Below are 26466 nucleotides of genomic sequence, written 5' to 3'. Positions count from 1 at the left end.
ATTACCGAATTTATCCTTGGTTTCAAAGAAAAGGCTGAAAGTGGGGAGATTTATATGTTTAACATGCCTAATTATAAGGAATTCTACCAAAAAGCATTGATACCAATGAGGGAATATGATATGGAGAATTTTTGTATTAAATTTTGTAACGACTGTGATAACTGCATTAAAGCCAATCATTGGCTAATTGCTCTAGAAGGATCCACAAGTTCCGAAAAAAGTGAAATGTATGTGTGGAAGGTTGTAGTATATCCAGCGAAAGAAACAGGTGTTTTTGGGGCATTAAATTTACCATATTATAAATCAAAGACGTATATGGCATTTTCAGAGGCGGATGAAGAATCCAAAAGGATTATTCAAAAAATTAATGTTGCGCAATTAACAGCAGAAATGATGGTTAGTTGAATTATTGTTTTTGAGATATTTTTTTGATAAAAATATTGACACAGACTCCTTGTTTAACAGATAATATAGACAAATTATTTTTTTTAAAATTAATTAATTTACTTGCGTTGAAGAGGATTAGTAAATAGTGATCATACGAAAGAGAGTGAAATCCACCGGCTGAAAGATTTCATCGTAACAAAGACACTTTTGAACCTGCCTTTGAGCAGTTAGCTGAAAACTAACCGGTAATCCCCGTTATGGATGCTAAGAGGGCTTTATATTCAGAGTAGATATAATGATCATCGTCAAATATCTTCCTTGAGTTTAGTAATAATTTTTTTATAAGCCAAAAAAAGGTGGTACCACGAAAGACAAAACTCTTCCGTCCTTTTCAAGGATGAAGAGTTTTTTTATTTTAGGCAGTATTAAAGTTGCTGTTGATTTCCGCGCCTATCAACCAGCAGACTTATAAATAAATCAGCTTTAACACAGCCTTATTTGAAAAGTTAAGAAGTAATAATTTGTATTTACTTGGCAAGTTTTTAACACAGTGTCTATACTTATGAGCTTGTAGTAAGTGGTTACAAACTAGATCGTTTAAAAAGAGATCACTTTTTGAAAGGAGTATTAAATGTGGCCAAACAACGAATTGTTGTTAAAATAGGAAGTAGCTCATTAACCAATACAAACGGTGGCTTATCGATAGAAAAATTAGCTGAACATGTCGAAGCATTATCTCTATTAAAAAGATTTGGGCATGAAGTAATCTTAATTTCATCAGGTGCTGTTGCTGCAGGTTTTAAAGGACTGGGTTATCCGACACGCCCGGTCACGATAGCTGGTAAACAAGCTGCTGCTGCAGTTGGGCAAGGTTTGTTAATGCAAGGTTACACAGAGCAATTTAAGAAACACAATATAGTTACCGCGCAATTATTATTGACAAGATCTACATTCTCAAACAAAGATCAGTATAATAATGCATATTCTACGTTGTCTGAATTATTAAAACGGGATGTATTACCAATCATTAATGAAAATGATTCTATTTCTGTTGATGAATTAACATTTGGTGACAATGATATGCTGTCAGCATTAGTTAGCGGTTTAGTACATGCTAATTTTTTAGTCATTTTAACAGATGTCAATGGATTATATGACCAAAATCCTAAAGATAATCCAAAGGCAAAAAAATATAATTTCTTACCTGAAATTACAGATGCGCTTTTTGAATCAGCTTCTTCATCTGGATCGAAAATGGGAACAGGTGGCATGAAATCCAAAGTAGAGGCTGCACGTACTGCTCTTTCTTTAGGTGTAAACGTATTTATCGGCACAGGTGAAGGCTCTGAAAAATTAGTAGACATTTTAAGTGGTAAGGGTGATGGAACGTATATTGGGCATCCCAATCAAGCTGGTGTTACTAACTTAAAACAATGGCTTTCACTGCATTCTAAAGTTGCTGGTGTAATTGAAGTTGACCAAGGTGCTGTACAAGCATTGTTAGAGAAAGGGAAAAGTCTACTGCCTGCTGGAGTTACGAATATTTTAGGGGACTTTGTTGCTGGTGACGTTGTGGAAGTTGTTTCGCCAAAGGGTGAAGTGATAGGTAGAGGCGAGGTTAATTATTCTTCCTTAGACTTAGTTAAAGTAAAAGGATTATCAACAGATGAAGCAAAAGGGATGATTGATCATGACCAATCGGTCGTTATTCATCGGAATCAGTGGGTAACGTTAAGAAAGGAGAAAATAAAAAAATGAGTGAATTAATAGAAAAGGCTAGAAAAGCAAAAGAAGTAGCCGTTGAACTTGCTGTAAAAACAACAGAACAAAAAAATGATGCATTAATGAAGATTAGTGCGCAGCTAATTAAAGAAACCGAATTTATTTTAAGCGAAAATGAAAAAGATCTAATGACAGGAGAACAAAACGGTCTTACTGTTTCTTTGCTTGACCGTCTCAGATTAACAGAACAGCGTATTAAGGATATGGCTGATGCTTTAATCCAATTAACAACATTAGAGGATCCAATTGGAGAAGTGATGGATTCTTGGGAACGACCTAATGGATTAAAAATACAGCAAATACGGGTGCCATTAGGCGTTGTCGGGATGATTTACGAAGCGAGACCAAATGTAACTGTGGATGCATCTAGCTTATGCTTAAAAACTGGAAATGCAGTTATTTTACGGGGAAGTTCAACTGCTATCCATTCTAATAAAGCGCTTATAAATGTCATACACCGTGCATTAGAATTATCAGAGATCCCTATTGCTGCTGTGCAATTATTAGAAGACACGAGTAGGGAAACTGCCTCACAATTGTTCAAATTAAATGATTATTTAGATGTACTTATCCCACGTGGTGGCGCAGGGTTAATTAAGTCCGTTGTTGAGAATTCTACTGTACCAGTATTAGAGACGGGTGTTGGCAATTGTCATATCTTCATTGACGAATCTGCTAATAAAGAAATGGCTATAAATATTGCTGTTAATGCAAAAACACAACGTCCTTCTGTTTGTAATGCTGCTGAAACGATTTTAGTACACCAAAATTGGGCGTCTAATCACCTCAATGAATTAGTTGCTGCACTTGAGGATAAGAAAGTGGAAATTCGCGCTGATGAGAAATTAAGAGAGTTAGTTCCGTCATTGAAGAAAGCTACTGATGAAGATTGGGGAACTGAATACCTCGATCTAACAGTTGCTATGAAAAGCGTGCCTAATATAGAGATGGCAATTAGCCATATCAACAAATATGGTTCAAAACATTCGGAAGCAATAATAACTGATATGGAAGAGAATGTTGTGAAATTCTTTAATTATATCGATGCTGCGGCATTATATCACAATGCCTCAACAAGATTTACGGATGGATTTGAATTTGGATTTGGGGCTGAAATTGGTATAAGTACGCAAAAACTTCATGCTCGTGGACCGATGGGGCTTCCGGCACTTACTTCAACTAAATATATAATTAATGGTACTGGTCAGCTGAAATAAAAAATTATTGACCAATAGTGAAATTAGCATATAAAATAAATGTAATTATAAGGCCTCCGACGTTTTTGTAGGAGGCCCAATGTATACTTATTAATATTTTTACTTGAAAAATCCCAAGGAGAATGGAACATGATAATTCGTAAAGCGGTGATTCGTGATGTTGATGCTATATTTGAATTAATAGATTTATATGCAAATGAGAATCTTCTGTTACCCCGAACACATCTTTCACTATATGAAAATATTCAATGTATTAGAGTAGTAGAACAAGACGGTGAGATAATTGCTGCTGGGGGTCTTCATGTTTTAGGAAAAGATCTAGCAGAAGTACGGTCACTCGTGGTTAATGAAAAGGCAAAAGGAATTGGGATCGGTAAGAAAATTGTTTTTGCTTTAATTGAAGATGCAGATACTTTAGGTGTTGAGAATGTATTTTCTATGACCTACCAAGTTGATTTCTTTAAAAAATGTGGGTTTAAAATCATAGATAAACAAGAACTGCCACAAAAAATTTGGAAAGATTGTATGAGTTGTCCAAAGTTTCTTAATTGCGATGAGACAGCGTTATTAATTAAAGTTGCTGATTATAAAAAAGAATATCGCGATAGTAAAAGTTATTTGTAAAACAAATAAGCAACTCGTCCATTTGTGGTCAGTTGCTTATTTTAAGGAGACGAGAGCTTATGTATAAGCGAAATGAATCCTTTCGTTACCAATTTGCGCCACCGATTTTAGGAGAATTTAAACTGACGATGATTGGTGACCGACCTATAAATAGCTCAAGTGGAATAATCCATATCATAGATATTAGTCAAGGTGGAATTAAGTGTAAAATCCCTTTTGATATTGATGTAAAACAATCTGTTAAGTTGCGGCTTTCTTTTAAGATTAACGATAATGTTTTGAAACTTACTGGTATGTTTATTTGGAAACAAAAAAAGATTAATCAATACTATTATGGAGTAAAACTTGATACCAATGACACTTTATATACAATACTAAAGGAAGAGTTAAAACGTTATGAACAATCAAAGCGTACATCACGAGATAATGAGTAATTGAGTGATGATACGCTTATTCCCCTTAGCTTAGTACACGATGTGTATTTTCTTCTTTACATCTACTGTACAGAAAAGTACCTTCTATAGTATCTGTCCATCCTTTTATGAAAATTACCTCTAATCACATTGTTGTTCTGCCCGCCCATAATGTCTACATATTTAGTTAATAATTTTGATCCATTGTACGGTATAAGTACCATGACCATTAATATTCTCATAGATAACTCTTAAAAAGAATAATGTTTGTAACTCTTTTACCTATATTTTCGTCGATTTATATATAAAGTCATTTGGAGGTGATTTTTATGAGAAGAACATTGTTTATCGTTATTATATTAGTACCTTTATTGCTAGTAGCCTGTGGGAATGCAGGGTCCGAAAGTAGTTCGGAAAATAGCTCTATTGTTAGGGACGGGCAGGCGGGAGTTGCTTCATCCGAAGAAGTGGCTATAGAAAGCACAGATAACAAATTAGCTGAAGATGTTCATTTAGACAATAGATTGGTTGCATATAAGGCAGAATTTGCAGTAGAAGTTCAAGGATTAAAAGACAAAATTAAAATAATTCAAGAAGAGATTACTAATAAGGGTGGCTTTACTGTTGAATCCTATATTTATGACGTTGGTGAAGGGAGACAAAATGCTAGAATAGTTGCTAAAGTCCCCCAGCCTGAGTTTGAAAATTTTTTAAGTTTTATTGAATCAGAAAGTGAGCGTGTAAATGAGCGAAATATTCATGGAGAAGATGTCACGGAAGAATATGTTGATTTGGATTCAAGATTAAAAGCTAAGAGAGTTGTTGAAGAACGACTGTTAACCTTTATAAGTAATGCCAAAACAACGAAAGAATTACTTGAAATTTCTAGTGAACTAGGCACTGTTCAAGAACAAATTGAACAAATTGAAGGAAAGCTCAAATACTTGCAGAATCGTACAAATTTTTCGCTAGTTACTATAAATTTGTATGATGCAGAAATTATTGTACCAGCTCTAGCTAAAGACCATTTAAACACGTGGGAACGAGCTCAAAAGAGCTTTGTAGAAACAATTAATATATTAAGAGAAGTAAGTGCTGGAATTATCATTTTCTTAGTTGGATTTTCACCAATATGGTTGATAGGTATCCTTCTTCTTTCGATTATTTGGCTAGTGCTAAAAAGAAAAAAAGCAATTAAACGTAATAATACAAGCGGCCAGGAGTAAACTAGCCGCTTGTATTGCATTAGACTTAATAAAATTATGGTAGAACCTCGATATTTTCAGTTTCTGGATCAACAAGATACCAACCTCTTGTTGCAGTATGCTCCGTGGTCTTTCCTTTGTCAATAATATCATAGACATGAATGACAAATTTGCCTTTCTGATTATGGTCGTATTCAACAAAAGTATCTGTACTATCTCCGAGCTCTAGATATTGTCTAATTAAGTTCTCGGCTTGCTGAACTTCCATTGGTTTTGTTTCTTCACTTTGTGCTTTTTCAATTTTTCCTTTATCATCATGCGTACTATTTGATTCATTTTGATTAGCTACATTTTGAAGGCTTTTATCTTCGGCTAGAGTTGTTGATGGAGCTTCGGTACTATTTTCGCTACATCCTGTGATTAATAGCATGGAAATCAACGTAAGTATCATTGGCAGTCTACTCAAGTGGTTCACCTCCGTCAATTAAATGGTTAATATTGCATATTTTACCACATTTATTAACAAATAAAAAAAGCCATCGAAATTGGCTTTTTAATTGGAAAAAGAATATATAAAATACGCTAAACGATCAAAACATAGGTATTAAACTCATTGAGACCCTTTCATAATTTAGAGTGGCAGCTTATTAAATAATCTTTTATCTATTAAATTTGAGTCGATCGGACATGAGTTAGAGTCACGACCATATTGCCATGCCCAGATATTGCTATCACAATTAGTTTTTCTCGGATTGAAAGGCGGTGCTTTACGATTTCCAGTAACACCTATATGAGGCTCGGCACTCCATAAAATAGACTGCGTTTTAACTTGGTTGTTATTTTGAGCCGCTGCGCAAAATTCATCATTAAAACGACCTTCATTGGGATCATGATAAAAGCCACTTAAAAATCCGCTTGGGTACATGGTTTCAACCCATGCTTGGATCCAGGCATTATCAACCTGAAAAAATCGTTCTATATTGGCAAAAATAGGCGCGCCTTTTGGAATATCGAGACGTCTAGCATGGAAAATTGCATTTGAGGCGGCAACTTGACCTTCACGATAACCAGTCGCATCTTTAAAATTATTGTAAATGGGTAATAACCTAATACCTTTTGACTTCATAAAGTTAATTTCATCCTTTGATAAACCTTCGGAAGCATTGGGAACTGTAGTTAAGTACCTTCCCCAATAATTTGGATAACCAAAATTGTTCATCACGCATTGGTATAAACTTGGAGTTACTTTTTGGGCGGAATCGACTCCCCAGATATATTTTGCCAATTATTTTACCTCCGATCAAGATTTTACAGTACTAAAAAAAAACCCATATTATGTATATGATTTTTTTGTTCAAAGGTGCCCTGAAATTATAGATACAAAAAACCCTGATGAATGATCAGGGTTAGATGTAAAATGTTAGTTTTGTTCGTTTTTTTCTTTCAAAAGGTTATATACATGTTGGACATCTTTATCACCACGTCCTGAAATATTAACAATAATAATATCTTCTTTGCCCAATTGCTTAGCTAGCTTTAAAGTGTAGGCCACAGCATGTGTACTTTCTAATGCAGGAATAATTCCCTCGGTTCTACTTAAGGTTTTGAAGGCATCTAAAACTTCTTCGTTTGAAACCGTATAATATTCTGCCCGACCGCTTTCTTTTAAATAACTATGCTCGGGTCCAACTCCAGGATAATCGAGACCAGCAGCTATTGAAAAAGTGGGCTGCGGATTGCCTTCCTCATCTAATAATGTCAGTGTTTTAAAACCGTGAATTACTGCTGGCACACCCTTAGTCATTGTAGCGGCTTGATCAGGCTCAACGCCAATTAAACGCACAGTAGGTTCGTCAATATAATGGGCAAATGCTCCAATTGCATTACTTCCGCCACCTACACAAGCAACAACTGCAATTGGCAAACGTCCTTCCTTCTCTAAGATTTGACGTTTAGATTCTTCACTAATGACAGATTGGAAATGTTTCACCATTGTTGGATATGGATGTGGCCCTACTGCTGAACCTAATAAATAAAAAGTATTTTTGTAGTTGGCTATTAGGTCATTTAATGCTTCATCAACAGCGTCCTTTAATCGGGCTTGTCCCTTTGATACTGCAACAACTTGGGCACCCAACATCTCCATGCGGAATACGTTTAATGCTTGTCGTTTTGTATCCTCTAGTCCCATATAAATCACACATTCAATGTCAAACATGGCGCAAACCATTGCAGTTGCAACACCATGTTGGCCAGCGCCTGTTTCTGCTATTACTCTTTTGGCTCCCATTCTTTTAGCTAGGAGAATCTGTCCAAGTACGTTATTTATTTTGTGGGCCCCCATGTGGTTTAGGTCCTCACGTTTCAGATAGATCTTAGCACCGCCAAGCTTACGTGTTAAGTTTTGGGCAAATGTTAGTGGATTTTCACGGCCAACATATTCCTTTAAATAGTATTTAAATTCTTGATTAAATTCCTCGTCATCCTTGTATTTTTCAAATTGGGTTTCTATATAATCTAGTGCTTCTTGTAATTGTGGAGGAACCATACTTCCACCAAAAGATCCAAAGTAACCTTTTTCCTCTGCTTTAGCTCTACTCATTTTAATGTCCTCCTAAATATCAAATATAATTATATTCTAGCAAATATTCTGACAAATGCAACGCGCTATAAATGGAAATATTGAATTTTAATGTCCTTTAGGGTTTTCTATTTTAAAATGTTTAAATATCAAATATAATAAAATTAATATTTGATATTAGGGAAGGGCGAAAAGTATGAGCTTAAATAATAAAGGAATTTTACTAGAAAGCGGAACCAATGAATTAGAGATTGTTGAATTTGGTGTAGCAAATAATAAATTTGGAATAAATGTAATTAAGGTTAAAGAAATTATTAATCCTGTACCAATCACGGTTGTCCCTCATGCCCACCCATCAGTTGAGGGAATTATTTCAATTCGAGGTGAAGTACTGCCTGTAGTAAATATGGCTACCGTACTTGGATTTCCAGTATCAAGCAATCCGAAACAAGATAAATTCATTGTTTGTGAATTCAATCAAACAAAAATAGTTTTTCATGTTCATACCGTTTCGCAAATTCATCGTATTTCTTGGAAACAAATTGATAAGCCAAGCGAAATGTATTCAGGTTTGGAAAGCCAAATTATTGGAGTCATTAAGATGAACGAAGAAATGGTCCTTCTATTAGATTATGAAAAAATTGTTGTTGATATAAACCCACAATCAGGTATTAGTGTAGATCAGCTTAAGAAACTCGGACCACGTGAACGTTCAAATAAAAGTATTATCATTGCAGAAGACTCTGCGTTGTTAAGAAAACTTTTAGAGGAGACTTTAGAGCAAGCTGGTTATGGTCGACTTACATTCTTTGAGAATGGTCAGGATGCATTAGACTATCTAGAAGACCTAGTAAATACAGGGAGAAATATTGAGAACGAAGTCCAGTTAATTATTACCGATATTGAAATGCCAAAAATGGACGGCCATCATCTAACTAAACGAATTAAAGACCAAGCTGAATTAAGTAAATTACCTGTTATCATCTTTTCATCGCTAATAACAGATGACTTGCGCCACAAGGGGGAAATGGTAGGTGCAACAGCACAGGTAAGTAAACCTGAGATAGTTGAATTGGTTAAACTAATTGATAAATATGTACTTTAGTTAAAGTAGGGGTGCGCACTATTGCGCACTCCTTTTTTACATGCTTTAATCGGTTACTCACAAAAATAAACTAAACCAAACAAAAACTAACTAAATGTGATGGAATTCACTTCTTTTTTTGGTTTTGTTAGTTTATGATAAGGTAGTCAAAATATTATTAAACAGGAGGTGAAAATCAATGGAACATGATCTGTTAAAACCTGAAGAAGTAGCTAAACTATTAAAAATCTCGAAATATACGGTATATGAAATGGTTAAACGAGGAGAATTAAAAGCAATAAGAATCGGAAGGAAAATGCGCTTTGATCCTGATTCGATTACTCAATTTACAAATAAACAACATCCTGTAGTTAATAATCAGCGGGATGTATCAGATCAGATTCCATTTGAACCATTACCCTCTCTTACTAATAAAGAGCCTATTTTGTTTTTAGGTAGCCATGATCATGCAGTAGAAGAGTTAGCAAATACTATAAGAGAGTCAGATCCTAGTGTTCCGTTTTTTACTGGATTTATTGGAAGTCTGGATGGACTTATGAATCTGTATTTTGGGAAAGCAGATATTACGGGCTGTCATTTGTTTGATGAAGAAACTGGACGTTACAATGTACCATTAGTTAAAAGGATTTTCCCAAATGAGTTCATACATATCATTCACTTTGTACAACGAAATATCGGTTGGATTGTGCCAAGAGGTAATCCTAAAAATCTTACATCATGGGATGATTTATCACGGTCGGATTTAAAGATGGTAAATCGCCAGAAAGGCGCTGGTACAAGAATACTATTGGACTATCAGCTAAAACAGCGAAAGATTGATCGCAATAGTATAAACGGTTATGAACAAATAGAACAAACACATTTCAGTTCCGCATCAAAGGTGGCAAGAGGTTTGGCAGATGTTGCTCTAGGAACAGAAAGTGCTGCCAGGACATTTGGATTAGACTTTGTCTTTCTAACGAAAGAAAACTATGATTTTGTTATGAAACAGGGTTTTTTAGAAAGTAACTATGGTCAAGTATTTATGAAAGTATTGCATTCTCCTAGTTTAAAAGAGAAGATTAACAGATTAGGCGGTTATGACGTAAATAACATTGGAAAAATAGTTAAGGAGGACGAATAAGATGGTCAAGTGGAATACAAAAATAAATATAACTGTACTAGGTATGATTGCTTTAATATTGCTAATTTTTATGGGTGGTTGTGGTAACAGTACTGCTCCAGAACAGGAAACGACTAGTGAACAACAAACTGAACAGCCTGCGGCACCAGTCGCGGAGAAAACTAGCGAAGAGAATAAAGGAAACTTTATAATGGCTACGACAACTAGTACTCAAGACAGTGGTCTTTTAGATGTTTTAGTTCCAATATTTGAAGAACAAACAGGATATATGGTGAAGACGATTGCAGTTGGTACTGGAAAGGCATTAGAAATGGGACAAAATGGTGAAGCGGATGTTCTCTTAGTTCACGCACCTGAGTCAGAAAAGCCATTAGTTGATAGTGGTGTGGCGGTTAATTACCAACTTGTAATGCACAATGATTTTGTTATAGTGGGACCGAGTGAAGATCCTGCAGGTATTAAAGGGGCAGCTACAGCTGTAGAAGCATTTACAAAGATTGCGCAATCCGAGAATGTTTTCGCGTCACGCGGTGATGATTCTGGAACACATAAAAAGGAATTAACTATTTGGAAAAACAGCTCTAATGAACCAGGAGGACAATGGTATCAAGAAACAGGACAAGGAATGGGAAGTACGCTTAAAGTAGCATCTGAAAAGGGTGGTTATACATTAACTGACCGTGCTACTTACTTAGCGCTGAAGGACGATTTGGAATTGGAGATATTGATTGAAGGAGAAGAAAACCTGTTAAATATTTACCATGTTATGCAAGTAAATCCAGAAAAATTTGAGATGATTAATGGAGAAGCAGGTAAAGCATTTGTTGAATTTATGATTGCACCTGAAACACAAGAGGTTATTGGTGAATTTGGAGTAGAAGAATTTGGACAACCTCTTTTTTTCCCGGATGCAGTCAAATAATCACTTATAGGTGAGTTTTTATGGAAATGATTATTAATGGTGTGATTGAGGCGTTTCTAATGCTGATCACATTTAATCCAGAAATATATGCAATTACGTGGCTAACCTTGAAAGTTTCAGGGTTAGCTACTCTTATAAGTTTAATTATTGGTATACCGTTAGGGGTTATGTTGGCGTGGATTCATTTTCCAGGACGACGTTTGATCGTCAGTATTGTTAATACAGCGATGGGATTTCCTCCAGTTGTCGTCGGTTTATGGGTGTATTTATTATTAGCTAGAAATGGGCCGTTAGGGGAGTTGGAATTGCTATATACACCAACTGCAATCGTTATTGCTCAGGCGGTGATTGCTTCGCCAATCGTTATGGGTTTAACCAATGCAGCTATAATGCAGGTGGATGAAAAAATGAGAATGCAAATAAAGGCTTTGGGTGCTACTCGTTTGCAGATGTTATTTCTTGTAATAAGAGAAGTACGATTTGCGATAATAGCAGCTATAATAGCAGGGTTCGGTGCCGTTGTATCTGAAGTTGGCGCATCAATGATGGTTGGCGGTAATATTAAAGGTTATTCAAGAGTCTTAACAACAGCTACTGTTATGGAGGTTTCAAAAGGAAATACTCAAGTAGCGATCGGAATATCCGTTATCTTAATGTTATTGGCATACTTAGTAACTCTTGGTCTAACTTTATTACAACAAAGGGATTCAAAAGGATGGTAAATATGATAGATTTACTTGGAATAAAAGTTGTAAAAAAAGGCAAACAAATATTAGATGTAGCCAAACTAAACATTGAATCAAATAAGGTGACGGCAATTATCGGACCAAATGGAGCTGGAAAAAGTACACTATTAAAAGTTATGGCATTATTAGAAATACCATCGGAAGGAACAATTTATTTAGATAAAAATAAAGTTAATCCTGGTAAAATATCAGTGGTTGAGCGACGAAAACTTTCAGTAGTGTTTCAACAACCATTAATGCTTGATACAACAGTTTACCAAAATGTTGCCCTTGGTTTGAAGTTAAGAAAGCAATCAAGAAAGATCATAAACGAAAGAGTAGAACATTGGTTAGCACAATTTGGAGTTACTCAACTATCGAATCAACGCGCACGAACTTTATCAGGAGGAGAGGCGCAACGAGTCTCACTAGCAAGGGCATTAGCAAGTGAACCGGAAATATTATTTTTGGATGAGCCATTTTCCGCACTGGATTTGCCGACAAGAAGAAAACTATTAAAAGACTTAAAAGAAATATTAAACCTTACTAAAACTACAGTGATATTTATAAGTCATGATTATCATGAGGTTCAGTATTTATGTGATGATATATTAATCATGTTTAATGGAAATCTGGTAAATAAAAGTAACAAGTCAGATATATTGAATCTCCAGCAAACCTATCCAGAAGAGCTTTCCGTTTTTTTGAGAGATTGGATGACCCCATTAATCGAAGGATAATAGGTGTATCGGAAAAAGCCGATACCCTTTTTATTTTGAATTTTTTTATAACCGTTGAGAGTTTGTCGGTATTTCCTTTTAAAGAACTATTTAGAATGAGTTGAATTCTGATACAATAGTTATAAGATACTCATGCTATAGTTGCAATATTTACAATTTTATAGTTGATTTAGATTCCCTATTCATTAATTAGATGGATATTTGTAAGAGAGAAGGACCTATATGAGATATTCGTTGATAGATAATGTGAAACAAAGCGAGATTCTTGGACAGACGATCTATACTGGCGATGGTAGAATACTATTAGAAAAAGGAGTAATACTTACAATTGGGCTCATTTCAAGATTAAGACAAATGGGAGTTAATGCTATCTTTTTAATGGATGAGCGTTTTGGAGATATTAAAATTGAGGAGGTAGTTTCTGAGTCGACAAAAAGAGAGGTTATGCAATCATTAGCAGAGTCAGTTCAATATATTCAGTCTGGAAAAGATTTCAATTTGAAAGCGATTAGTAAAACGACTGAAAAAATTATAGATGAAATCTTTCAAAACCAAAATGTACTGACAAGTCTTACTGACATCCGTACCAATGATAATGCACTATTTGTTCACTCCATTAATGTTTGTATTATGTCCGTTATTGTTGGTTTTAAAATGGGGTTAAATCGGAACGAAATTAAAGAATTAGCAATAGGTGCTATATTCCATGATATTGGTAAAATACTAAAATCCCCCCAAAGTAATACTGGTGAAAAGATGAATGATCACACATGGTTGGGGTTTAATTTATTAAGAAAAAAGCATGAGATTAGTACTGTATCTGCACACGTTGCTTTACAACATCATGAAAATGTTGATGGAAGTGGTTGGCCAAGAATGATTACGGGTGATAAAATACCTCTATTTGCCAAAATTGTAGCCGTTACTAATTTCTATGATAATCAAATTGCGCATTTGGATGGTAGTATTCCTGTTAATCCGCATGTGGCATGTGAGAAAATTTTTGCTTTAACAAATACATACTTTGACCATCAAGTTGTGTGGACATTTTTACGCTCGGTTGCTTTTTATCCAACCGGAAGACAAGTTAGGTTAACTACTGGGGAAACAGGTGTAATAGTAGGGCAGAATCAAGGCTTGCCACAGCGACCAATTATTCGTATATTTGAAAAATACAATCAATCAAAGTTTGATGATTATGAAGTAAAGGAAGTCGACTTAGGGAAAAAAACAACTGTTTTTATTAAAAAAATATTATAATCTAGTTAATAAATAAAAGCATAGATGATATGCGAATTCGCCTTCAGGAAATACATATGTTCTATGCTTTTATTATTAAAAATAAGATTGGCCTAGTTTTTTAAATACTGGTTTTTGATATTTTTTCTTTGCGGAAGGCTGTACTGTATTACTAGAGACAGGATTGGCTATTCCGGTATAATCTTGTAGAATCATTTTCGCAGTTGTTAGCGATAACTGTGTTTTGGGATTTCGATAGGAATTATTTAGTTTTCCAAGATGAGGAAGTTTCTCAAAGTCATCTTTGGTAGGAGGAATATGAAAATAATACTCACCAACTGAGACTAGAAGGTCTGATCTTTGTTGACTGTTTTTTGGATTATTTGAAAAATGTAATCCGACTTTTTTTGCTTTTCCCTCTTTAATTAATTTTTCTAGTGCTTTTTTCTTGAGGAAGTATAGGAATTTTGGATTTGGGGCAGCTTTTGCGTGTTTATTAACAATAAAGAGGGCTCGTGAGAGTTCCTCAATTGAGTGTACCATTTTGTCTAAACTCCTTTCATAGGATAATTTATATATTGAATTTATAATAAAGTAGAGTTACCTATTGATACTGATGCAATGTGTTTTTTATTATTATACACTTGTACAGGATTTCCAACAACAAAAAAAGAGAATCGTTCACTCATATAGATAGATAATTTAATGATTTTCATAAAATTGTCAAACCTTTATGTCAGACTCTTGAATTATAGAAGATTAAGAGAAAAATCAAATGCATTCGTTGTTATTACATGATACTATTATTCCGAAAACGACTATTTCAATGTGTTTTTTATTTGAAGGAGGAAGAAAGTTGAAGAAGGTAAGTATACTTACTTTGTTAGCTGTATTGCTATTTGTATCAGGATGCAGTTCTTCTGACGAAGGAACTCTTGAAAAGGAACAGCAGGCAAACATGGCAATGGAATATAATTTAGAGACAAATGACTGGTCACCAATTATGATTGAATATGGTACAGATGAAGCACTCGAGGCATATGCATTTGCGGCAGAGCATCCAGAGGTTACTGATTACATGCCTTGTTATTGTGGCTGTCATGAAACTGATGGACATACTAATAATACTGCGTGTTTCGTAGATAATATCGATGGGAATATTGCGAAACTTGATAGTATGGGACTTGGCTGAGGAATTTGCATTGATATAGCCCGTGAGGCTAAAGCTGAATATGAAAAAGGAACAGATTTAAAAACTATTCGTGATATTGTAGATAGTAAATATGGCGGAAATGGAGTAGAATCAACACCTACACCTATGCCAGAATAAGAGATGTTTTTAACTATTTAATGGACATGTTTCATAGCTTTTATCAAATATAGGTAAAATGCCTTCTTTTGTTGAAAAGAGGGCATTTTTAGTCTATTTTTAGTTTGTTTAATAAGGATACGGACCATATGGGTAATATGGGTTATAATTGTATGGTTGTGGTGAGTATGGTGGATAGGGTGGATAAACATAATTTTGGCCTAACCCTTGTAAAAATGGACTAACTGCTAAGCCAGCAAGAAATGGTAAAAAGGCTCCTCCACTGTGATGTTGTCCATGGTGGTCGTCCTTATGATGCCCATGATGCCCATGATGCCCATGATGCCCATGATGCCCATGATGATACTGTGTTGTTCTTAGATCATGATACATATAATTCACCTCCTAGATATGATTCTACAAGCATCTTATGACAGACAGTTTAAATGGAGCCTGTATTATTAGAATGTGTAAAGGAGAGTTGGCTTTTGCAAGAAAAGTATATGAATATTATCGCTGTAGGAATTGGCGGCGGATTGGGGGCAATGGGCAGATATTTCATTAACATCACCTATATTCATAGTGATTTTCCGATTGCAACCTTTATTGAAAATATATTCGGTAGTTTGTTACTTGGATTTATAACCGGTCTTTCGTTAAAGTTAATTAAGCATACTTGGGTGAAGTTAGCTCTAGGAACAGGATTTTGTGGGGGGTTTACAACTATGTCAACATTTGCAGCAGATTCAGTTACACTTATGACCAATTCGGATTATACATTATCATTAATATATTTGACTGGAACAATAATCGGTTCTTTTATTGCAGTCTATTTTGGATTATTTTTAGGATTGAAACTATCAAATCAACAAGAGGTAAGTGACTCTTGAAAATGCTTATTGTTGGATTGGGCGGTGCCGTTGGGGCTATTTGTAGGTATTTTCTAGGCATATTTATTACTAAATCAAAATTACAACAAAAACTCTCATTTCCGCTAGCTATGTTTGTTGTAAATTTTTCTGGATCGCTAGGGTTAGGAGTTTTCATGAGGAGCTACTATCACATTGGAAGTAATGGTGTTTTATATGATAATGCACTTTATCTATTAGTAGGGATTGGCTTTTTTGGCGCTTTTACAACATTTTCAACATTTAGTCTTGAAGTGATTACTTTAATTAGAGAGAATAAATTATCAACTGCTTTACTTTACATACTATGTACAATTTTTGTGTGCGTAGCTGCTTTTTTTATTGGCTATATTTGGAGTCCTTTTTCCGTACTTCGTTAAAATAAAAAGACGGGTACAGCTTTAGTTTGCTGTACCCGACCTTAAGACAAACACTGTCAACTCTGGTGTTGATAAAAAACGAAAGGGAACCCTTGTTGTTCCAATTCCTCGATTAACGTATAAAGATATCTGTCCTACATTGTAGAATCCTTCATAATAACGAAGGGCCCCAGTTGGAGTAAATATTGGGCCGTAAAAAGGAAGTTGGATTTGCCCACCATGACTGTGTCCTGACAGTTGGATATCAATTGGGAAGTGCAATAGATCGTCAATGGTATCAGGTTGATGTGCTAGCATAATATTGAAGGTCTGATTGTCGAGACCTTCCATTGCTAAAACTGCGTCTGGCCGTCCCAACATTGCATCATCTAACCCACTAATATAAATATAATCTTGCATTTTGTTATAAACTTTTCTATTTTGATTTACTAGTAGCTCAAAATTTGAAGTATCCATTATTTTTTTGATTTCCTCAGAACCATAGCCACCATGATCATGGTTACCGTAAATGGAGAATTTACCTAGTGGGGCACGTAAGTTTTTTAATAAGGGTGCAACTTTGTTAATTTCGTTATATTCGTTAGGTGCATCAATTAAATCACCTGTAAATAGTATTATATCAGGTACTTGTTCATTAATAGTTTCAACTAAATTAGAAAACTGATCTATGGTGTAATTATGTCCTAGGTGAGTATCACTAAATAGAATAATTCTAACCCCATCAAAACTTTTAGGTATTTTTGTTGATATTAATTCGTGTTTGATAATTTTAAGTTGTTTCGGTTCTATATATCGTGCATAACTATACGTTATCGAGGATAACAAAAATGAACCGATACCGATAGATGTTAGTTGCTTAAGAAAGCTTCTTCTTGTTATTTTAATATCTTCAGTTTTCATAGATTATCAACCTAACTTCATTCATTTGAAAGGACCGTAAATCCACATAAGTTCCATTATATCACGGACTATATTTAAAAGTGAATATGAGTAAGGAATATTTCAGGTTGAATTCCTCTACTTGCAGGAATTCATGAAATTTTATTGAAATTATATAAGGTCGAAAAAAGGAGTGATGTTAATTGTTTACTGAATTAAATCTACCTAAAAGGTTATTAATGGGTCCTGGTCCAAGTGATGTTCATCCGAATGTATTACGTGCGATGGCGTCTCCGCTTGTTGGACATCTTGATCCTGCATTTTTAGAAATTATGAATGAAACAATGGAACTTTTACGTCAAGTTTTTCAAACGAAAAATAAAGTAACTTTGGCAATGTCAGGTACAGGTAGTGCAGGTATGGAGACAATATTTGTTAATCTAATTGAGCCTGGTGATAAAGTAGTTATTGGCGTAAATGGCCTGTTTGGACAAAGGATGGTAGACGTTGCATCACGATGTGGTGCTGAAGTAATTGAGATTACAGCACCATGGGGTGAAATTATTCAACCAGAACAAGTAGATTATGTTTTAAAACAATACTCCGCTGATGTAAAACTAGTTGCTGTTGTTCATGCTGAAACATCAACAGGTGTGAAACAGCCACTGAAGGAATTAAGTGAAATTGTACATTCACATAATGTGCTTTTTGTTTGTGACATGGTGACCTCTCTTGGTGGAATTCCAACCAAAATTGATGAATATCATATTGATGCAGCTTATAGTGGTACACAAAAATGTCTTAGTGCACCACCAGGGCTTGCTCCCGTGACTTTAAGTGATCGGGCTGTGCAGGTATTATCTAAACGAAATTCTAATGTTCAAAGTTGGTATTTAGACCTCTCAATGATTCAAAATTATTGGAGTAATGAACGGTTTTATCACCATACAGCACCAATTACAATGGTCTATTCTTTGCGTGAGGCTTTGCGCTTAATTGTTAATGAGGGTTTAGAGAATGTATTTAATCGCCATGAACTTTATGGTGGGGCATTGCATGCAGGTTTAGAAGCAATGGGATTAGAATTACTTGTCAAAAAGGAGCATCGACTCCAACAATTAACATCTGTATACATACCAAATGGGGTTCAAGATGCTGAAGTTCGCCAAAGATTACTTCGAAAATATAATCTAGAAATAGGTGGTGGTCTTGGCGAGTTAAAGAGTAAAATCTGGAGAATTGGCTTGATGGGTTATAATGCTCGTCAAGATAATGTAACGTATTTATTAGCCGCCCTAGAAGATGTATTACGTGAACAGGGCTACCATTTTATTTCTGGCGCCGCTCTAGAAGCCGCTAACCGCTATATTCGGGAAAATGAATAAAGAATAATGAAGCCTGGTGAAATTCTTCAGGCTTTTTACTTATGATGAGTTTTTATTAATAAGGGAAAAAGAAGAGCAAAATGTTAGTAATGATGGAGGTGTACTAAACATTAAACCAATCTTGAAAACATCAAAAAGATACTAGGTTAGAAATATGAGACGCCCTAATGGAAATAAATGATAAAGTATCAAATCAATAAAGTAGGTCTAAATTGTATAATTATGCTAAAATTATATCAGTAGATAATTTGATTGGAAAGTAGTAAGGGGGGATCACTAAGTGGATCCATTAGATATTATAACGAACAAAGAATTGATTTCTCCTTTTTATCAGCCTGTTTTTAGTGCGGATGAACAAAGAGTAATTGGCCATGAAGTGTTAGGTAGGTTTTCTACAAAAACTGGAATAGTAAGTTTAGGAACATTTTTTCATGATGATTCTGTGCCCGATGAATACCGGGTAGAAATTGATGATTATGTTACGAAACTGGCAATTGAAAAGCTGTTAACAAATAATGATGATGACCTCTTAATTTTCATTAACAGAAACCCTAATCTTTTAATGAATGATCGCGGTGAATCTTTACTAAATTTATTACTAGTTTTTCAAGAACAGGGGTTTGATCTGAATCGAGTTGTATTAGAAATCACTGAGCATGATTTTAGCGGAGATATTGATCATTTAAACCATGTTGTTACATATTTCCGTACATATGGGATTAAACTTGCTGTTGATAACGTAGGAAAAGAAGGTAGTAATCTCGAACGACTACGCCTTCTTGAACCAGATATTTTAAAAGTAGACTTAAGATTTTTGCGACAATCGACAACTGCACAATCTTATTTAGATGTATTATATTCATTATCGTTATTGGCAAGAAAGATAGGTGCGGCTCTTTTATATGAGGATATAGAGACATTGTATCAACTTCAGTATGCATGGAAAAATGGTGGCCGTTACTACCAAGGGTTTTATTTAGCACAACCGACAGGCGACTTTTTAAATAGAGACGCCCTTAGAGAAACGTTAAAAAGAGAATTTCAACGATTTATTGCTCAGGAAAAACGAAAAATCTCAGCTCAATATGATATCTGTAACGAGTTTTCAAATCGATTTGCTCAATTGAGCGGCAAGCTTAAAACAAAAGATTACGATCAACTTCTCATTTCTGTTTCACAATTGTTTTCGAATGAAAGTTTTCGGATTTATATCTGCGATGAAGACGGTTTCCAGCAATCAGCCAATCTTTATAAAGAAAATAGACAAGACTGGGTTCTTAAACCAGAGTATATCCAAAAAAATTGGAGTTGGCGTCCTTACTTTTTAGAAAATATTGCACGTATGATTTACGAACGGAAAGGTATATTATCTGATTTGTATAGTGATATTGAAACTGGTCAAACGATTCGTACGTTTTCATATCCAATTTCAAATCAATTATTTATTTTTATAGACCTATCCTACGAATTTTTATATGAACATGAAAACCTGATGTAATAGAATGGCTATTTTGTCCAGGTATAACAGACTATAATACCCCACCTCCAGGCTTTAAGCAGATGCCATCCCCTAGTGTTTATTAAATTTAATGGCACTAGGGTCCTAATACTAATCAACAGTTGGTGATGATCTCCATATATGGAAGTTCGCTTAATTCGAATAAGTCCGATTCTTAATGGGGAATTTAGTAGTATAAGTAGTATAAATGAAAATGAGGTGAAGAATTTGTCTCAATATTCAATTGTGTTTCTTATCTTATTCACCATCGTAATGGCTATAGGACTTGTTTATACCATCCGCTTAGGACAAACGCAAGGACAAAAGCAAAGAAGTGATTATGACTCTGATATTAATGATGTGGTTGAAGCTCACCCATATACTAGGAATCCAGTGTTTTGGGTCTATATTGGAGGTTTTGGGTTAATTTTATTGTATATTGTTTATTATATGTTATGAAGAAAAACGAAAAGCACGTGCTTACTTGCATAAACATAAGAGCTCTACTAAGGTTTCATACTTAGGTAGAGTTTTTTTGTTCTTTAAGTAAGTTTTGCTATATTAAAAGATAAAAAAAGGAAACACTGACATTTGTCATTATGGCAAATGTCGTCTTTTTTTAACATTCTACCCCGTAAAACAACACTTTCTTGAAATATTCTAGCTAAATAGTTAGAAAAATAGCTTAATTTGCCACTTAATATTATTCATATATGAATAATAGCGAAATATAAGATAAATACCTGTCTAATCATGAGGTTATTTTACGAACGAAAATCCTCGAATAACATATACTACATTGATAAAATTTTATATATAGTCTCTTTAAAACGATATATTTTATTTTGAAAGGATGATAAAGGTGAAATATACATGTAAAAACTGTTGCAATATTATGCAAGATTTCACATCTTGCCCTATATGTGGAAAGGAAGAAGAAGTAGTTCCGATCGAGATCACGATTGATAGTAATGTTAAAACATTTGATTTAGGCAACCAATAGTTTACTGCCCTTAATAGGTGGGGGAGTTGAATAGAAAGGGTGGGATTATGAAAAAGATGATTGTTATCTTTGTACTATTCCTCTTTGTAGGACAAGTACAATTACAACTAACTAATGCCGAAAATGTTACGATGACTAGAGCAGAAATTATTCAATTCTTACAGGATGCATTAGAAACCCAGTTATCTTTAGGTGAAGGTTTTCGTAGTAAAGAGGAGTTAGCTGTTAGTTTGTCTCCTTATTTTACAGACAATTATCAACAATTATTTATTAAAGAGCATTTATTTTTAGAGTCGGACGGATATATTTTATATGGATCAGATTTCATGCCTTATTTCATTCCTAACTATTCATATGATGAAAATACAAAGATTATGACAAGCAGCAATGAGATTGTTGTATATGAATATTTTCCTCCACAGTTTGAAGGACCAGTGATCTGGGAACAAGGGTTATATGAGATAATAACCCTAATAAAACAAGATGATGGATGGAAAATTGCAGAATATAATATTAGTTCAGAAGAGCCAAAGAAACACTCTTAGTAACGAGTGTTTCTTTGGCTCTTCAATTTTGTTGGGTCTTGTTTAAGACTCTAAATAGGTTATGATAACCCGTTAGTTCTTTCTTAAGAGGAAATCAGCTAGACCCATCGCACAGACCTCCATATCTATTTTTAGTATATTATACACCTTATGATCATCTGGTACAGTTTGTTCGGATAACGCATTCTTAACTCTTAAGAACAGCTGTGTAGAGATTCTATCTGTAAGCATTTCGATATTTGGCGTTTTTAGTTTTTTATATTCTAATTCTGCTATTTCTAAAAATACAGTAAGCCATTGTTTTACTTGTGAAAATACTTCTTGTGGGTCGTCATACATACCATAATGGCCAAAGAAGATGCGGTCAACTCCCAAACTACGGATTCTCTCGGTAGACTCAATCATGGAATCAGGATTGAATTGATTAGGGGAGGTTGATGGTAAGAATAAACTCACTTTAATTTCTTTTAAATCTTGATAATAAACACCGACAGTATCGCCTGTGAAAATTCCGTTCGAAAGACTGTCATGGATCGAGAAGTGGTGTTTTGCATGCCCCGGTGTATCATAAAAGGTAAGTGTTCTTTCTGCTAACTGGATACTTTCATTATCATATTTAATGATTAGACGGTCCTCAGGTATGGGTAGAATAGGATTAAAGAGTTCATCAAATTTTTCGCCATAAACTGCGCGAGCGCCATCAATGAGTTTTGAAGGATCTATAAGGTGACGTGCTCCCCTTGGATGAACAACGATTTTAGCATTTGGACATTCTTTTAATAAAATTCCTGCTCCACCTGCGTGATCGAGGTGAATATGTGTTACTATAATATAGTGAATTTCTTGAGGATTGATATTTAAATGTTTTAGACCTTCTAAAATATATGGAATCGAAGGACTAGCACTTGTCTCAACTATCGTAAGTGCCTTATCATGTATTACATATGTACCAGTACGCTGCTCTAACCCAAGATCTAGATCATCAATTAGTGAAATATTAAAGCCTAAATTTGTTGGTAATTTTGTTTGAAACATTATACATATCCCCCTAAAATAGTTAATCTTACCATAAAATGGTCTTTAAAGTAATTTTATTGAATGTGGGTTAGAATGTAAAGGAAGGTCTTTTTCATTTATATAGAAAACGAAAGAATGGACTATGAATTGGATGTAAATCCTAATACTAAAAGACTGAAAGGAGAAGTGGGATGTCACTACTTCACGGAATTTTAAAACGATTATTAACACTACAGGATGAAGAAAATAACAGTGATGCAAAACAGCGTTTCTTTGAGATTAATGGTGAGAAAAAGTGCAGTGTAAAATATTTTGATCATACGAAAATGTTCGAATTAGAGGTTTACCAGCCTGGTGAAAAACCGAAAACATATCAATTCGATAATATTGATATGGTTGCTATTGATGTTTTTGATATTCTAAGTTCTAACGAATAAAAAAATCTTGATGGATTATTCCATCAAGATTTTTTTTTATCTAAAATAAAAATAGTCATATGGCTATTAAAAATGATAAAATATAACTGAATATTTTAAAAAGTGTCAACATTTAGGGAGGATGCATATAATAAATAGTAAGGAATGATTCAAATACCTTTTAAAAAGGAGTAAAAGATATTGACCCCTTATTATTTTTATAATATTACCAAATCATCTATGACCTTTGACGACGTGTATGATGCTATTTCTAATTTTATTCAAAAAGATCCTACCGGCTCTTATTGCTTGGCGATAGGAACAGATTCACATGTCCATCCAAGAGAAACATTATTTACAACTGCAATTCATATCCACCGAAAAGGAAAAGGTGCTTGGGGGTGCTTACGGCAATATCGTGTACCTAGACGAATAACAAGTTTACATGAAAAAATATCGATTGAAACAACTTTGAGCCAACAAATAGCCGCAATGTTTACAGAGAAACATATAGAACAATTAGAAGAAATAATTCTTCCGAATATCGATAAAGGTGCCGATTTCACCTACGAAATACATTTAGATATAGGGAGTAAGGGGTTAACGAAAGATTTAATTCATGAAATGACGGGTAGGATTTCTGCAATGGGTATGGAGGCTAAAATAAAACCAGAAAGCTATGCAGCATCCAGTTATGCCAATCGTTATACAAAATAATAATATATCCCTACAGTGGTAAGAGTTTACTATATAGTATTGGAATTTATCATGTTAAGATATAACTATGTTAATTGGAGAGGAGCAATCAATATGACTAATACAAAAACGTTATTAAAAAATGAAGACAAATTAATGTTAGGTGAAATATTATTAAATCAGAACTATGCAATTGAACTTGTTAGTAGTGAGATCGCTGACATAGAAACAGGCTTGAAACAAGCAGACGAAACTCGCCTTAAACAATTAAATGAACTTTATGATCGATTAACGAAAGCAGGCTATTAATCTACTAGTACATAAGTAATGAAAAAAAGACTGTCTCATTAAAATATTGAGATAGTCTTTTTTATACTTTATGAAAATTCTTTATAAAAGGGTTTTAGCACGAAGTGGGAAACATACAGGCGCTCGCTTTTCTTAATGCTATAATTATTTCTCATTAACCAAAAACGTTTATTTTTTATAGAATAATAGCGAGATAGGGAAATATTCTAAAAATCATTAAAGGTGAAATTGCATCCTTTACAATGTTACAATAAAAACAAATTACTAATCATTCATTATCTTAGTTTTTTTCGTAATCGCTTCCAACCTTAAAAAATAAATGTAATTGAAACGTTAAACTTTTACTGCATGCGAATGTATATGCGGCTCTGAAATAATCCACATTTTTATAACTTGCCCATAAATATAATATTTAAATATAGCTTAACAACAGATTAAGAAATACAAGCGAAGGGACTGTTTAAATGTATAGTTTTCAGAAAGATGTGATCGTTACTGTAAATTTGGAAGATTTGATTATCCCATCAGATAAGGTTGCACATGTTCAAGCTGAAAATCCTCTAGAACATGCATTATTAGTTCTAACAAAATCAGGGTATTCTGCGATTCCTGTATTAGATCGTTCCTACAAATTACAAGGTTTAATTAGTACAGCAATGATAATGGATACTGTTTTAGGTATCGAAACCTTTGAAATGAATCGATTATCGGAATTGAAAGTTGCGGATGTTATGAATTCTGATATTCCCAGATTAAAAGTTAATAGCGATTTTATGAGAGCGCTAGGCTTGACTATTAATCATCCGTTCGTTTGCATTGAAAATGATGAAGAAGTTTTTAAAGGAATTTTAACTAGAAGATCAATTATTAAATTATTTACGAAAAATTTAAAACGAATGTAATTGGAGTTGGTTCCAAAGGATGTTTTAAATAGTATCCTAATTGAGTCAATCGTAGATAAGGTCCCCTTAAAGACAAGGAGACCTTTGGTTTTGGTTGCAGTTAGGTGTCAACAGGAGGTTTAACTATATCGCTCTCTGGAAAATGTATCAAAATAAGTGAAATTCGCTAAATTACTTAACTACAGTTTAATTAAATGATGAGGATGGATACTGTTGCAAACTTCGGAATTTCGAATACTAGTTGTATTAGCTCAGGAAGCGAATATGAGAAAAGCTGCGGATCGTCTCTATGTATCTCAGCCAGCATTAAGTCAACGATTACAATCCATAGAAAAAGCATGGGGAACACGTATATTTTTGCGTTCACAAAGGGGTCTAACCTTGACACCTGCAGGTGAAAAAATAATTGAATACGCTAAAGAAATTGTCTCTAAAGAAGAGAAGGTTAGAGAAACAATATCAATTTTAGAATCAGAGGTATATGGAACTCTAAAACTTGCAGTTACTTCAATCGTGGGGCAATATTGGCTTCCAAGGGTTTTAAAACGGTTCGTTGAAAAATATCCTAAAGTTCAAATATCACTGATTACAGGGTGGAGCAGTGAAATTTTGAGACATCTATATGAGGATCAGGTGCATTTAGGTATTATTAGAGGTGCTCCTGATTGGAAAGGACCAAAACAACATATATTTTCAGACGAACTTTATTTAGTAGATACTGAAATGAGTGAATTAAATCACTTTAAAGAAACACAAAAGCCTTATATTCAATTTAAAAGTGATTCAACTTACTATCAGCAAATTCAAGATTGGTGGCATCGTCAGTTTAAATCTACACCTAAGCGTACCATTGTAGTTGATCAAATTGAAACATGTAAACAGATGGCTCTTCATGGTATTGGCTATGCTATTTTACCTTCAATTAGCTTAACAAATGAAGATGAAAAGATACATAAAATACCTATATTAAAGGAAAAAGGACTGCAAATGTCAAGGGATACTTGGCTATTAGGCTATGATACATCATTTGAACTAAAACAAGTCCAAGCCTTTGTTTCGGTAATTAAAGAAATGATTTAAAGTTTGGAGCGTAAAAATTCTTGTCATAATGGGGGCATTTTGTTAGAGTAAAGTGGTAAAAGTATATCATAATAAA

At 34.3% G+C, this 26466-nt stretch carries 32 protein-coding genes and 1 other annotated feature; of the genes, 25 read left to right on the top strand and 7 right to left on the bottom strand.

Features of this window, described 5'->3' with window-relative positions; translation table 11 throughout:
* Positions 1-54 precede the first annotated feature (54 nt).
* The 6 genes from C1724_RS12630 to C1724_RS12605 all read left to right on the top strand — a co-directional run bounded on the left by C1724_RS12630 (position 55) and on the right by C1724_RS12605 (position 5649).
* Positions 55-405: a hypothetical protein gene (locus C1724_RS12630; RefSeq protein WP_102347129.1), complete on the top strand. Its 351-nt coding sequence runs from the start codon at positions 55-57 to the stop codon at positions 403-405.
* Between the two features lie 98 nt (positions 406-503).
* Positions 504-780: a binding site (T-box leader), on the top strand.
* A gap of 240 nt (positions 781-1020) precedes the next feature.
* Entirely contained in the window at positions 1021-2145 is a 1125-nt protein-coding gene (proB, locus tag C1724_RS12625; protein WP_102347128.1) for a glutamate 5-kinase, read from the top strand.
* Complete coding sequence (locus C1724_RS12620) at positions 2142-3386, top strand: glutamate-5-semialdehyde dehydrogenase (protein ID WP_102347127.1); 1245 nt, start codon at positions 2142-2144, stop codon at positions 3384-3386. Before proB ends, C1724_RS12620 begins: the two co-directional genes overlap by 4 nt.
* A 129-nt stretch (positions 3387-3515) precedes the next feature.
* Positions 3516-4010, top strand: coding sequence for an N-acetyltransferase (locus C1724_RS12615; protein ID WP_102347126.1), 495 nt, complete (start codon positions 3516-3518; stop codon positions 4008-4010).
* A 59-nt stretch (positions 4011-4069) separates the two neighbouring features.
* Positions 4070-4444, top strand: a complete 375-nt coding sequence (locus C1724_RS12610) for a PilZ domain-containing protein (protein ID WP_102347125.1) — start codon at positions 4070-4072, stop codon at positions 4442-4444.
* Between the two features lie 308 nt (positions 4445-4752).
* Positions 4753-5649 carry a DUF4349 domain-containing protein gene (locus tag C1724_RS12605; protein ID WP_102347124.1) on the top strand — a complete coding sequence of 299 codons (897 nt, stop codon included), beginning with the start codon at positions 4753-4755 and terminating at the stop codon, positions 5647-5649.
* A 34-nt stretch (positions 5650-5683) separates the two neighbouring features.
* Here C1724_RS12605 and C1724_RS12600 read toward each other — a convergent pair whose 3' ends face one another.
* The 3 genes from C1724_RS12600 to trpB form a co-directional block, all read right to left on the bottom strand.
* Positions 5684-6094 carry a hypothetical protein gene (locus C1724_RS12600; RefSeq protein ID WP_102347123.1) on the bottom strand — a complete coding sequence of 137 codons (411 nt, stop codon included), beginning with the start codon at positions 6092-6094 and terminating at the stop codon, positions 5684-5686.
* A 165-nt stretch (positions 6095-6259) separates the two neighbouring features.
* Entirely contained in the window at positions 6260-6913 is a 654-nt protein-coding gene (locus C1724_RS12595) for a glycoside hydrolase domain-containing protein (RefSeq protein ID WP_102347122.1), read from the bottom strand.
* Positions 6914-7048: 135 nt separating this feature from the next.
* Positions 7049-8230, bottom strand: a complete 1182-nt coding sequence (gene trpB / locus C1724_RS12590; protein WP_102347121.1) for a tryptophan synthase subunit beta — start codon at positions 8228-8230, stop codon at positions 7049-7051.
* 175 nt (positions 8231-8405) lie between these two features.
* Here trpB and C1724_RS12585 point away from each other — a divergent pair, with 175 nt between their 5' ends.
* The 6 genes from C1724_RS12585 to C1724_RS12560 all read left to right on the top strand — a co-directional run bounded on the left by C1724_RS12585 (position 8406) and on the right by C1724_RS12560 (position 14084).
* Positions 8406-9314, top strand: a complete 909-nt coding sequence (locus tag C1724_RS12585; RefSeq protein WP_102347120.1) for a chemotaxis protein — start codon at positions 8406-8408, stop codon at positions 9312-9314.
* A 178-nt stretch (positions 9315-9492) separates the two neighbouring features.
* Positions 9493-10437: a helix-turn-helix transcriptional regulator gene (locus tag C1724_RS12580; RefSeq protein WP_102347119.1), complete on the top strand. Its 945-nt coding sequence runs from the start codon at positions 9493-9495 to the stop codon at positions 10435-10437.
* Position 10438: 1 nt separating this feature from the next.
* Positions 10439-11359: a substrate-binding domain-containing protein gene (locus C1724_RS12575; RefSeq protein WP_102347118.1), complete on the top strand. Its 921-nt coding sequence runs from the start codon at positions 10439-10441 to the stop codon at positions 11357-11359.
* Between the two features lie 20 nt (positions 11360-11379).
* Complete coding sequence (locus C1724_RS12570) at positions 11380-12081, top strand: ABC transporter permease (protein WP_102347117.1); 702 nt, start codon at positions 11380-11382, stop codon at positions 12079-12081.
* Between the two features lie 2 nt (positions 12082-12083).
* Positions 12084-12824 carry an ABC transporter ATP-binding protein gene (locus C1724_RS12565; protein ID WP_102347116.1) on the top strand — a complete coding sequence of 247 codons (741 nt, stop codon included), beginning with the start codon at positions 12084-12086 and terminating at the stop codon, positions 12822-12824.
* A gap of 222 nt (positions 12825-13046) precedes the next feature.
* Positions 13047-14084 carry an HD-GYP domain-containing protein gene (locus C1724_RS12560; protein WP_102347115.1) on the top strand — a complete coding sequence of 346 codons (1038 nt, stop codon included), beginning with the start codon at positions 13047-13049 and terminating at the stop codon, positions 14082-14084.
* Between the two features lie 75 nt (positions 14085-14159).
* Here the strand turns inward: C1724_RS12560 and C1724_RS12555 are convergent, their stop codons facing one another.
* The gene (locus tag C1724_RS12555; RefSeq protein ID WP_102347114.1) at positions 14160-14606 is read right to left on the bottom strand and encodes a YkyB family protein; all 447 of its coding nucleotides are present in this window, start codon (positions 14604-14606) and stop codon (positions 14160-14162) included.
* A 313-nt stretch (positions 14607-14919) separates the two neighbouring features.
* On the opposite strand from C1724_RS12555, the gene C1724_RS12550 reads away from it, so the two are divergent.
* Entirely contained in the window at positions 14920-15393 is a 474-nt protein-coding gene (locus C1724_RS12550) for a PCYCGC motif-containing (lipo)protein (protein ID WP_374703450.1), read from the top strand.
* A gap of 108 nt (positions 15394-15501) precedes the next feature.
* On the opposite strand, the gene C1724_RS12540 is transcribed toward C1724_RS12550, so the two are convergent.
* A complete protein-coding gene (locus C1724_RS12540) occupies positions 15502-15765 on the bottom strand; it encodes a hypothetical protein (protein WP_102347113.1) in 264 nt (87 codons plus the stop codon).
* A gap of 95 nt (positions 15766-15860) precedes the next feature.
* On the opposite strand from C1724_RS12540, the gene crcB (C1724_RS12535) reads away from it, so the two are divergent.
* Entirely contained in the window at positions 15861-16262 is a 402-nt protein-coding gene (gene crcB / locus C1724_RS12535; protein WP_180994254.1) for a fluoride efflux transporter CrcB, read from the top strand.
* Between the two features lie 2 nt (positions 16263-16264).
* Entirely contained in the window at positions 16265-16660 is a 396-nt protein-coding gene (gene crcB, locus C1724_RS12530; RefSeq protein ID WP_258000431.1) for a fluoride efflux transporter CrcB, read from the top strand.
* Positions 16661-16681: 21 nt separating this feature from the next.
* Here the strand turns inward: crcB (C1724_RS12530) and C1724_RS12525 are convergent, their stop codons facing one another.
* Positions 16682-17560: a metallophosphoesterase gene (locus C1724_RS12525; RefSeq protein ID WP_102347110.1), complete on the bottom strand. Its 879-nt coding sequence runs from the start codon at positions 17558-17560 to the stop codon at positions 16682-16684.
* A gap of 182 nt (positions 17561-17742) precedes the next feature.
* Between C1724_RS12525 and C1724_RS12520 the strand changes: the two genes are divergently transcribed.
* The 5 genes from C1724_RS12520 to C1724_RS12505 all read left to right on the top strand — a co-directional run bounded on the left by C1724_RS12520 (position 17743) and on the right by C1724_RS12505 (position 21970).
* Positions 17743-18924: a pyridoxal-phosphate-dependent aminotransferase family protein gene (locus tag C1724_RS12520; protein ID WP_180994253.1), complete on the top strand. Its 1182-nt coding sequence runs from the start codon at positions 17743-17745 to the stop codon at positions 18922-18924.
* Between the two features lie 280 nt (positions 18925-19204).
* The gene (locus C1724_RS12515) at positions 19205-20422 is read left to right on the top strand and encodes an EAL domain-containing protein (RefSeq protein WP_102347109.1); all 1218 of its coding nucleotides are present in this window, start codon (positions 19205-19207) and stop codon (positions 20420-20422) included.
* Positions 20423-20563: 141 nt separating this feature from the next.
* Positions 20564-20881 carry a hypothetical protein gene (locus C1724_RS12510; protein WP_102347108.1) on the top strand — a complete coding sequence of 106 codons (318 nt, stop codon included), beginning with the start codon at positions 20564-20566 and terminating at the stop codon, positions 20879-20881.
* Positions 20882-21284: 403 nt separating this feature from the next.
* A complete protein-coding gene (locus C1724_RS25605; RefSeq protein WP_180994252.1) occupies positions 21285-21425 on the top strand; it encodes a hypothetical protein in 141 nt (46 codons plus the stop codon).
* A 26-nt stretch (positions 21426-21451) separates the two neighbouring features.
* Positions 21452-21970: a DUF3993 domain-containing protein gene (locus tag C1724_RS12505; RefSeq protein ID WP_258000382.1), complete on the top strand. Its 519-nt coding sequence runs from the start codon at positions 21452-21454 to the stop codon at positions 21968-21970.
* Between the two features lie 72 nt (positions 21971-22042).
* Here the strand turns inward: C1724_RS12505 and C1724_RS12500 are convergent, their stop codons facing one another.
* Complete coding sequence (locus C1724_RS12500) at positions 22043-23005, bottom strand: MBL fold metallo-hydrolase (RefSeq protein WP_102347107.1); 963 nt, start codon at positions 23003-23005, stop codon at positions 22043-22045.
* Positions 23006-23178: 173 nt separating this feature from the next.
* Between C1724_RS12500 and C1724_RS12495 the strand changes: the two genes are divergently transcribed.
* The 5 genes from C1724_RS12495 (at position 23179) to C1724_RS12475 (ending at position 26390) form a co-directional block, all read left to right on the top strand.
* Positions 23179-23424, top strand: a complete 246-nt coding sequence (locus C1724_RS12495; RefSeq protein ID WP_102347106.1) for a YkuJ family protein — start codon at positions 23179-23181, stop codon at positions 23422-23424.
* A gap of 177 nt (positions 23425-23601) precedes the next feature.
* The gene (locus C1724_RS12490) at positions 23602-24120 is read left to right on the top strand and encodes a ribonuclease H-like YkuK family protein (RefSeq protein WP_102347105.1); all 519 of its coding nucleotides are present in this window, start codon (positions 23602-23604) and stop codon (positions 24118-24120) included.
* 93 nt (positions 24121-24213) lie between these two features.
* Complete coding sequence (abbA, locus tag C1724_RS12485; protein WP_102347104.1) at positions 24214-24408, top strand: antirepressor AbbA; 195 nt, start codon at positions 24214-24216, stop codon at positions 24406-24408.
* Positions 24409-24872: 464 nt separating this feature from the next.
* Positions 24873-25310 (top strand): cyclic-di-AMP-binding protein CbpB, encoded by a 438-nt coding sequence (gene cbpB, locus C1724_RS12480; protein ID WP_102347103.1) that lies wholly within the window; start codon positions 24873-24875, stop codon positions 25308-25310.
* A 213-nt stretch (positions 25311-25523) separates the two neighbouring features.
* Positions 25524-26390, top strand: coding sequence for a LysR family transcriptional regulator (locus C1724_RS12475; protein WP_102347102.1), 867 nt, complete (start codon positions 25524-25526; stop codon positions 26388-26390).
* Positions 26391-26466: the final 76 nt, after the last annotated feature.

It is taken from the genome of Bacillus sp. Marseille-P3661, assembly GCF_900240995.1.
In the GTDB taxonomy this organism is placed as follows: Bacteria; Bacillota; Bacilli; order Bacillales; family Bacillaceae_J; genus OESV01.
The sequence above is the reverse complement of the archived record's forward strand: the minus strand, read 5'-3'. Positions and strand labels throughout refer to the sequence as shown.

What these genes read in the sequence shown, in the direction of transcription:
- C1724_RS12630 (WP_102347129.1), top strand. Translation starts at nt 55, where the DNA reads ATGTTTAACATGCCTAATTATAAGGAATTCTACCAAAAAGCATTGATA.
- C1724_RS12620 (WP_102347127.1), top strand. Translation starts at nt 2,142, where the DNA reads ATGAGTGAATTAATAGAAAAGGCTAGAAAAGCAAAAGAAGTAGCCGTT.
- C1724_RS12615 (WP_102347126.1), top strand. Translation starts at nt 3,516, where the DNA reads ATGATAATTCGTAAAGCGGTGATTCGTGATGTTGATGCTATATTTGAA.
- C1724_RS12610 (WP_102347125.1), top strand. Translation starts at nt 4,070, where the DNA reads ATGTATAAGCGAAATGAATCCTTTCGTTACCAATTTGCGCCACCGATT.
- C1724_RS12605 (WP_102347124.1), top strand. Translation starts at nt 4,753, where the DNA reads ATGAGAAGAACATTGTTTATCGTTATTATATTAGTACCTTTATTGCTA.
- trpB (WP_102347121.1), bottom strand. Translation starts at nt 8,230, where the DNA reads ATGAGTAGAGCTAAAGCAGAGGAAAAAGGTTACTTTGGATCTTTTGGT.
- C1724_RS12585 (WP_102347120.1), top strand. Translation starts at nt 8,406, where the DNA reads ATGAGCTTAAATAATAAAGGAATTTTACTAGAAAGCGGAACCAATGAA.
- C1724_RS12580 (WP_102347119.1), top strand. Translation starts at nt 9,493, where the DNA reads ATGGAACATGATCTGTTAAAACCTGAAGAAGTAGCTAAACTATTAAAA.
- C1724_RS12575 (WP_102347118.1), top strand. Translation starts at nt 10,439, where the DNA reads ATGGTCAAGTGGAATACAAAAATAAATATAACTGTACTAGGTATGATT.
- C1724_RS12570 (WP_102347117.1), top strand. Translation starts at nt 11,380, where the DNA reads ATGGAAATGATTATTAATGGTGTGATTGAGGCGTTTCTAATGCTGATC.
- C1724_RS12565 (WP_102347116.1), top strand. Translation starts at nt 12,084, where the DNA reads ATGATAGATTTACTTGGAATAAAAGTTGTAAAAAAAGGCAAACAAATA.
- C1724_RS12560 (WP_102347115.1), top strand. Translation starts at nt 13,047, where the DNA reads ATGAGATATTCGTTGATAGATAATGTGAAACAAAGCGAGATTCTTGGA.
- C1724_RS12555 (WP_102347114.1), bottom strand. Translation starts at nt 14,606, where the DNA reads ATGGTACACTCAATTGAGGAACTCTCACGAGCCCTCTTTATTGTTAAT.
- C1724_RS12540 (WP_102347113.1), bottom strand. Translation starts at nt 15,765, where the DNA reads ATGTATCATGATCTAAGAACAACACAGTATCATCATGGGCATCATGGG.
- crcB (WP_258000431.1), top strand. Translation starts at nt 16,265, where the DNA reads ATGCTTATTGTTGGATTGGGCGGTGCCGTTGGGGCTATTTGTAGGTAT.
- C1724_RS12525 (WP_102347110.1), bottom strand. Translation starts at nt 17,560, where the DNA reads ATGAAAACTGAAGATATTAAAATAACAAGAAGAAGCTTTCTTAAGCAA.
- C1724_RS12510 (WP_102347108.1), top strand. Translation starts at nt 20,564, where the DNA reads ATGGAAGTTCGCTTAATTCGAATAAGTCCGATTCTTAATGGGGAATTT.
- C1724_RS12500 (WP_102347107.1), bottom strand. Translation starts at nt 23,005, where the DNA reads ATGTTTCAAACAAAATTACCAACAAATTTAGGCTTTAATATTTCACTA.
- C1724_RS12495 (WP_102347106.1), top strand. Translation starts at nt 23,179, where the DNA reads ATGTCACTACTTCACGGAATTTTAAAACGATTATTAACACTACAGGAT.
- abbA (WP_102347104.1), top strand. Translation starts at nt 24,214, where the DNA reads ATGACTAATACAAAAACGTTATTAAAAAATGAAGACAAATTAATGTTA.
- cbpB (WP_102347103.1), top strand. Translation starts at nt 24,873, where the DNA reads ATGTATAGTTTTCAGAAAGATGTGATCGTTACTGTAAATTTGGAAGAT.